The 6,535-nt window shown below is 71.5% G+C and carries 7 protein-coding genes; 2 read left to right on the plus strand and 5 right to left on the minus strand.

Annotation, left to right across the window (positions count from 1 at the left end; translation table 11 throughout):
* Positions 1-36: 36 nt before the first annotated feature.
* From VE172_RS19285 to mqnB, 4 genes are all read right to left on the minus strand, one after another.
* A complete protein-coding gene (locus tag VE172_RS19285) occupies positions 37-2,328 on the minus strand; it encodes an AAA family ATPase (protein WP_414715124.1) in 2,292 nt (763 codons plus the stop codon).
* A gap of 123 nt (positions 2,329-2,451) precedes the next feature.
* Positions 2,452-2,853 (minus strand): cold-shock protein, encoded by a 402-nt coding sequence (locus VE172_RS19290; RefSeq protein ID WP_324803600.1) that lies wholly within the window; start codon positions 2,851-2,853, stop codon positions 2,452-2,454.
* Positions 2,854-2,950: 97 nt separating this feature from the next.
* Positions 2,951-3,748, minus strand: coding sequence for a 1,4-dihydroxy-6-naphtoate synthase (locus VE172_RS19295; RefSeq protein WP_324803601.1), 798 nt, complete (start codon positions 3,746-3,748; stop codon positions 2,951-2,953).
* Positions 3,745-4,359: a futalosine hydrolase gene (gene mqnB, locus VE172_RS19300; RefSeq protein ID WP_324803602.1), complete on the minus strand. Its 615-nt coding sequence runs from the start codon at positions 4,357-4,359 to the stop codon at positions 3,745-3,747. The genes VE172_RS19295 and mqnB overlap by 4 nt, the downstream gene beginning before the upstream one ends.
* A 111-nt stretch (positions 4,360-4,470) precedes the next feature.
* On the opposite strand from mqnB, the gene VE172_RS19305 reads away from it, so the two are divergent.
* Positions 4,471-5,352 (plus strand): DUF3027 domain-containing protein, encoded by an 882-nt coding sequence (locus tag VE172_RS19305; protein WP_324803603.1) that lies wholly within the window; start codon positions 4,471-4,473, stop codon positions 5,350-5,352.
* On the opposite strand, the gene VE172_RS19310 is transcribed toward VE172_RS19305, so the two are convergent.
* The gene (locus tag VE172_RS19310; protein WP_324803605.1) at positions 5,353-5,550 is read right to left on the minus strand and encodes a DUF2530 domain-containing protein; all 198 of its coding nucleotides are present in this window, start codon (positions 5,548-5,550) and stop codon (positions 5,353-5,355) included. It lies immediately after the preceding gene.
* A 253-nt stretch (positions 5,551-5,803) separates the two neighbouring features.
* Between VE172_RS19310 and sepH the strand changes: the two genes are divergently transcribed.
* The coding region (gene sepH / locus VE172_RS19315; protein ID WP_324803604.1) for a septation protein SepH at positions 5,804-6,535 on the plus strand (732 nt) is incomplete at its 3' end.

Consider the following 6,535-nt stretch of genomic DNA (forward strand, 5'->3'; position numbering starts at 1 on the left):
CGAGGGGCGCCGACACGGTAGCGGACCCGCGCAAGGTCAGGAGGAGCGTTGCCTGGCGTAGCTCTCCAGCCATTCGAGCTGCTTGGGGTCGAGGCTGGGGCGGACGCGCTTGCGGGCGTCGGCGACGTGGGCCGCGGTGACCTCGCTGGCCTCGACGGATTCGCGCATCGCCGACAGGGCCGCCTCGCGGATCAGGGCCGAGCAGTCGGCGGCCGAGAAGTTGTCGAGCGAGGCGCCGAGGTCGGCAAGGTCGACGTCGTCGGACAGGGGGACCGTGACGGACGCCGCCCTCAGGATCGCGGTGCGGCCGTTGGCATCGGGGGGCGGGACGTAGACGAGGCGCTCGAGGCGGCCGGGGCGCAGCAGGGCGGGGTCGATCATGTCGGGGCGGTTGGTGGCGCCGATGACGACGACGTTGCGGAGGTCCTCGACGCCGTCGAGCTCGGTGAGGAGGGCGGCGACGACGCGGTCGGCGGTGCCCGAGTTGGAGTCCTGGCCGCGGACGGGGGCCAGGGCGTCGAGTTCGTCGAAGAAGATCAGGGTGGGGGCGGCCTGGCGGGCGCGGCGGAAGAGGTCGCGGACGCTGGCCTCGGACTCGCCGACCCACTTGTTGAGGAGCTCCGCGCCCTTGACGGAGAGCACATTGGACTTTCCGCTGCCCGCGATCGCCTTCACCAGGTAGGTCTTGCCGCAGCCGGGGGGACCGTAGAGCAGGACGCCGCGGGGGGCGGCGATGCCGAGGCGGGTGAACGTGTCGGGGTAGGTCAGTGGCCACAGCACCGACTCGGTGAGGAGCTGCTTGACCTCGACCATGTCGCCGACGTCGTCCAGCGAGATCTGGGCGAGCTCCAGTGTGGAGTCCGCCATGCTGGAGGGGCGGACCGCCGACAGGGCGGAGATGAAGTCGTCGATCTGCAGGGCCGTGGCGCCGCCGTCCTTGGCGCGCATCGCCGCGCGGACCCCCGCCTCGCGCACCAGGGTGAGCAGGTCGGCGGCCACGTAGCCGGGCGCCTTGGAGGCGACGTCCTCCAGGCGGACGTCGGCGGCGATCCGCATGGACGCGGTGAACGCCTCCAGGAGCTCGCGGCGGGCGGCCGCGTCGGGCATCGGGATGGTGATCTCGTGCTCCAGCAGCCCCGGCTGGCGCAGCAGCGGGGAGACCGTCTCGGGGCTGGCGGTGGTGCAGATGACGGCCTTGCCGTCGGCCAACAGGTCGCGGACGGTGCGCCTGAAGACCGTGGACAGCGGGGTGGTGGTGTCGCGGGGCGCGAGTTCCTCCACTCCCGACACCAGCAACATCGAGCCCGCCCCGAGCTGTTCGGTGGCGCGGCGCAGCGCGGCGGCGGCGTCGTTGGCGGTCAGGGCGGCCAGCTCGGGCGCCCAGATGTGGACGATGGTCGCCCCCACCGCGTCGGCCACCGAGTGGGCCATGGTGGTCTTCCCCGTGCCCGAGGGGCCCGTCAGCAGGACGCCGAGGGTGACGTCGGTGCCGACGGTGGCCAGCACCTCGCGGTGGTTGAAGGCCAGGTCGAGCAGCTCGCGGAGCTCCTCGGCCTCGGCGCGAATCCCCGCCAGCTCCTCCAGCGGCACCACCTCGGTCGCGGCGGGCCCCGGGGCCGGGGGCCGCGTCGGCGAGGCGGGCTCGTCGCGGCGCACGGGCAGCGGGTTGGCTTGCGGCGCCGGGGAATCCCGCACGATGTGCAGCCGCGGACGGGTGGCGGGCGCGGTGGTGGCGGCCCCGCGGTGCCAGGACACGACGGTGTCCGATGTGATCATCACGGCGTCGGCGGGGTCGGCGTCGGCGATGGTGAGCAGCACGGTCGTCCAGCCCATGCCGACGGTGTTGGACAGCGACCGTCGCGCCTCGGCCACCGAACCGCGCTCGGCGCCGCCGATGTCAAGCGGCAGCAGGGAAACCTCGTCCCCGACGGACACCACCTTGGACAACAGCGCCAGCCGCAGCGTCTCGGCCGACACGGCCGCGGCGATCTCGACGGGCCCCGTCACCTCCACGCGCCGCGCCGCCGCCAGGGCCACGGGCTCCACGGTGATCACGTCGCCGTCGCGGACCCCGAGGTTCCCCAGTGTCAGGTCGTCGGCGTAGATCGCGCCCCGCCCCGCGTACCGCTCGGCGGTCAGCGCGATCCCCGTGGTGGTCCGGTTTCCCCGCAGCCTCACGGGATCCCCCGCCTGCAAACCCAGGGCGGTCAACACCTCGGCATGCAGCCGAACGATTCCCCGCCGCGCGTCCAACGCGGCGGGACGCAGCGACACGGCCAGGCTCAGAGAAGTCACGCGAGTAAGCCTAGCGAGCAGTGCTAACGGCATTTCCGATCAATGCCCCACCCCACCTTGGGGGCTGACCACCCTCAACAAGGTATGTCAAATTAAATCCCCATCGGACAATCCGTCAAGCCGTTATTCAGCCGAGGTTCAGGAGGATGCGTGAGCTCAGCTCTCCAGCTCGCGCGCCACGGCGTGGACCACCTCGGCGATCTTGGCGGTGTGCTTGCGATCGGGCTGGCGGCCGCGGCGCAGGGACGGCATGACCTGGTCCTCCAGGACCTTGATCATGTCCTCGATGAGGCCGTGGAGCTCGTCGGGGGAGCGCTTCTCGCGCGGGGGCTCGGCGGCCTTGACGCGCTTGGGGGTCTCGACGAGCTTGACCGACATGGCCTGGACGCCGCGACGGGTGTCCACAATGCCATATTCGAGCTTCTGGCCCGCCTTCAGCTCCTCGACGTCGTCGGGCAGGGAGTCGCGGTGCAAGAAGACATCGCTGCCGCCATCGTCCCGAGAGACGAAGCCGAAGCCTTTGTCGGCGTTGTACCACTTGACTCGACCGCTGGGCACAGCTTGACCTCTAACTCACTCGCCAGGAACATGTCGTGGTCGCTTGGTCGCGACGCATCCTTAGCCTAACGTTCCGATTCCGCGACACGCCAGGGTGTTAAGCCGTCGTGACGGGCACCAGACCCGCCGTCGCGGCCCGGTCCAGCAGGGTCTTTACCGCGGCGTGGCCCACGTCACCCAGGTCGGCGCTGAACTCGTTGACGTACAGATCGATGTGCTGCTTGGTGACGGCGGGGGACAGCTCGGAGGCGTGCTCGGCCACGTACGCCGCGCTCGCCTCGGGGTGATCCCAGGCATAGTGGACGCTGGCGCGGATCCACCGCGTGATCGCGGCGGTGTCCAGGCCCCGGCGGGCCAGGATCGCGCCCAGCGGTATCGGGCAGCCCGTCTCGGACTCCCACCACTCGCCCAGATCGGCCACCATGGACAGTCCGTGGTCCCGATAGGTGAAGCGGGCCTCGTGGATCACCAGGCCCGCGTCGAAGCGCCCCGACGCCACGCCGGGCATGATCTCGTTGAAGGGCACCACGGCGATCTCGCGGGGCGCGAAACCCTGCGCCCACAAGCGAAACAGCAGGTAAGCGGTGGTGCGGTCGCCGGGAACGGCCACCGTGGCGCCGTCCAGCGAGGCCGCGGCGTCGCGGGCCAGGACCAGCGGGCCGCACCCGCGTCCCAGCGCCCCGCCGCACGGCAGCAGTTCGTAGGTGTCCAACAGCCACGGCAGGGCCGCGTACGACACCTTCACCACGTCGAACTCGCCGTTCAGGGCCGCGGTGTTGGTGACGTCGACGTCGGCGAAGGTCACCTCGGGGACGGGCGCGCCGTCCACCAGGCCGTGCACCCACGCGTGGAAGACGAAGGTGTCGTTGGGGCAGGGGGAAAAGGCCAGTCTCATCGCAGCTCCTCCATCGCCTTGGTCAGCGCCGCGAATCCGCCCGTCCAGTCCCAGCCGGCGACGTCGCGGTCGCCGACGGCGTTGGAGATGGAGCGCACCTCCACGAACGGCAGCCCCGCCTGGGCGGCGGCGGTGCCGACGCCGAAGCCCTCCATGGCCTCGGCGACCGCGTCGGGATAGGACTTCGCCAGCCGCGCCGCCTCGTCCCGCGTGCCCGTGATGGTCGCCACGGTGAGGACGTCGCCGCGGGTGCCCGTGACCTTGGCGGCCAGCCGCAGCGCGCACACCGCCACGTTGCTGCCGAAACCCAGCTCGCCCAGCGGCGTGAAGCCCGACTCGTCGACCATCCCGAGCTCGGGGGAGACCGCGGCGGCGGCCACCACGACGTCGCCGGCGCCGACCCGCCCGTCCAGTCCGCCCGCGATCCCGGCGTTGACCACGCCGTCGTAGCGGATGCCCGCCGCTTCGGCGCGGGCGAGGAGGCGGGCGGTTCCCGCGGCGGCGGCGGACGGGCCGACGCCCACGGTGTAGGCGTCGTGCGCCGAACCCGACAGTCCCTTCAGGACGGCGTCGCGTTCTTCGTCGACGGCGGTGACGATGAGCAATTTCACGGCCGAAACGCTACCCGGGCGTCGCCGGCGCTCCAAGCCACACCACCGGCGGGGTAGGCGACGCCACTTCCGAGCAAGCACTATCCTGGCCGGGTGTCGCAAACTTCCACGATGTCCAGGCGGGCCCGCCTCGATCGGGTGTGCGCCGACGCCGTAGAGCTCGCCCGTGAGGCCGCCGCCGAAACCGGCGAGGGAATCGGCGAGCACCTGGGCGCCGAGGCCGAGGCCGAGCGGGTGGTCACGCACCTGTTCGAGTGTCTGCTGCCCGGCTACCGGGGCTGGCGCTGGGCCGTGGTTGTCGCCAGGGCGCCGCGCTCCCGCACCGTCACCGTCTCGGAGACCGCGCTGCTGCCCGGTCCCGACGCGCTGGTGGCCCCCGAATGGGTGCCGTGGTCCCAGCGGCTGCGCGCCGGGGACGTCGGCGTCGGCGATCTGCTGCCGACCGCTCCCGACGACCCGCGGCTCGATCCGGCCTATGTGTACTCGGACGACGACGGCCTGGAGGACCTCGCGTTCGAGCTGGGCGTGGGCCGCGAGCGGGTGATGAACCGCGAGGGCCGCGCCGAGTGCGCCGATCGCTGGTACGCCGGCGACCGGGGCCCGACCGCGGAGATCGCGACGTCCGCGCCCGCCGACGCGCGCTGCGCCTCCTGCGGCTTCTTCCTGCCGCTGGCGGGTTCGCTGCGCCAGGTCTTCGGGGTCTGCGGCAACGTCTACGCGTCCGACGACGCCAGGGTGGTGTCGTCCGATCACGGTTGCGGCGCGCACTCCGAGGTGCTCAGCGGCGAGGCGGAGGCCGTGGCGGGGGCCGTGGACCACGCCGGGACCGTCTACGACGACAACGTGGTCGAGCGGGTCGAGCCCGAAACGGAAGCCGACGCGCCCGACGAGCCCGCCGCGTCCGAAGAGCCCCCTGAGGACGAAGAGTCCCCTAAGGACGAAACGACGGCCGAGGAGAAGCCCTCCGCCGTCCACACCGAACCGTCGGAGTGATCAGTCGCGCCGACGGCGTCCCCGATCGTGAATGATCATGATCACGATGCCCGGGATTCCCAGCGCCGCGCCGAACCACGCGCAGTCGATCCACCACGAACGGCCGCCCGCGGCCAGGTCGTCGGAGAAGAACGTCAACACGACGGCCGCGAGAAGCCACAAGGCAGTGCCCCCAACGGCAAGCGGGGTCATCGGCATGTCTACCGGCGGTGGAGTGGGACGCTCTGACACGCTAAGAATCTAGCGCGCGGTCACCAGGAGAACCCCGTCCGAATGGTTACTTTGAGGGATATTCGCGATCTTGAGCCTTTGGATGCGCCGAGATCGGGTGGTTTGCCTGTACCGTGGGGCGTACTGTCGAGTGGTGTCGTCGCGACCGGTTGGGGCGACCTCAGGGAGCCAGGGCCGCTCGGCGACGAGGACAGCCGACACGACTAGGGGTGTGTACGAGATGCGACCGGTACGCTTCGTCGCCCTTTCCGAGGACGGCCAGGCATTGGTTCTGGCGGACGAACTGGGGCGACTGTTGGGGCTGCCCCTGGACGACCGGGTGCAGACCGCGGTTCACCATGACCATTCCACATCGGAACCCGCTGCCGCGCCGGTGGAGCGCCGGGTCGCCTCGCAGATCTCACTGTCCCCTCGCGACATTCAGACCCGGATCCGTTCGGGTGAATCCGCCGACGACATCGCCCGCAGCGCGGGCGTGACGGTGGACAAGGTGCTGCGGTACGCGGGCCCGGTGCTACAGGAGCGGGCCATGCTGGCGCAGGGCGCGCGACGCGCCCGGCTGGCCAATTCGGACCGCGCCGACCGGATGTCCGATGTGGTGGACGTGAAGCTGGCGCAGCACGGCGTCGACGTCGCCTCGGTGTCGTGGGACGCCTGGCGCCGCGAGGACGGCACCTGGCGGGTGTCGGCCACGTGGACGTCGGGCAAGTCGACCGCCCAGGCCAGCTGGGACATGGACCGTTCCCGCCAGACCGTGACGCCGCACGACGAGATGGCGCAGTTCCTGTCCACCCCGGCGCCGACCAGCCTGCGCAAGGATTCGGACCACCACGAGCTGCGCTCCCCGTCGACCGCGGCGCGTCCCTCCCGGGACCCGCTGTACGGCGTCACCCGGCGCGATCCCGCTCCGTCCCCGAAACCGGAACCGGCGCCCGAGCGCCCCGACCCGCTG

Origin of the sequence: Stackebrandtia sp. (genome assembly GCF_035643755.1) — a bacterium.
Lineage (GTDB): Bacteria > Actinomycetota > Actinomycetes > Mycobacteriales > Micromonosporaceae > Stackebrandtia.

What these genes read in the sequence shown, in the direction of transcription:
- VE172_RS19285 (WP_414715124.1), bottom strand. Translation starts at nt 2,328, where the DNA reads ATGCCGTTAGCACTGCTCGCTAGGCTTACTCGCGTGACTTCTCTGAGC.
- VE172_RS19295 (WP_324803601.1), bottom strand. Translation starts at nt 3,748, where the DNA reads ATGAGACTGGCCTTTTCCCCCTGCCCCAACGACACCTTCGTCTTCCAC.
- VE172_RS19305 (WP_324803603.1), top strand. Translation starts at nt 4,471, where the DNA reads ATGTCCAGGCGGGCCCGCCTCGATCGGGTGTGCGCCGACGCCGTAGAG.
- VE172_RS19310 (WP_324803605.1), bottom strand. Translation starts at nt 5,550, where the DNA reads ATGCCGATGACCCCGCTTGCCGTTGGGGGCACTGCCTTGTGGCTTCTC.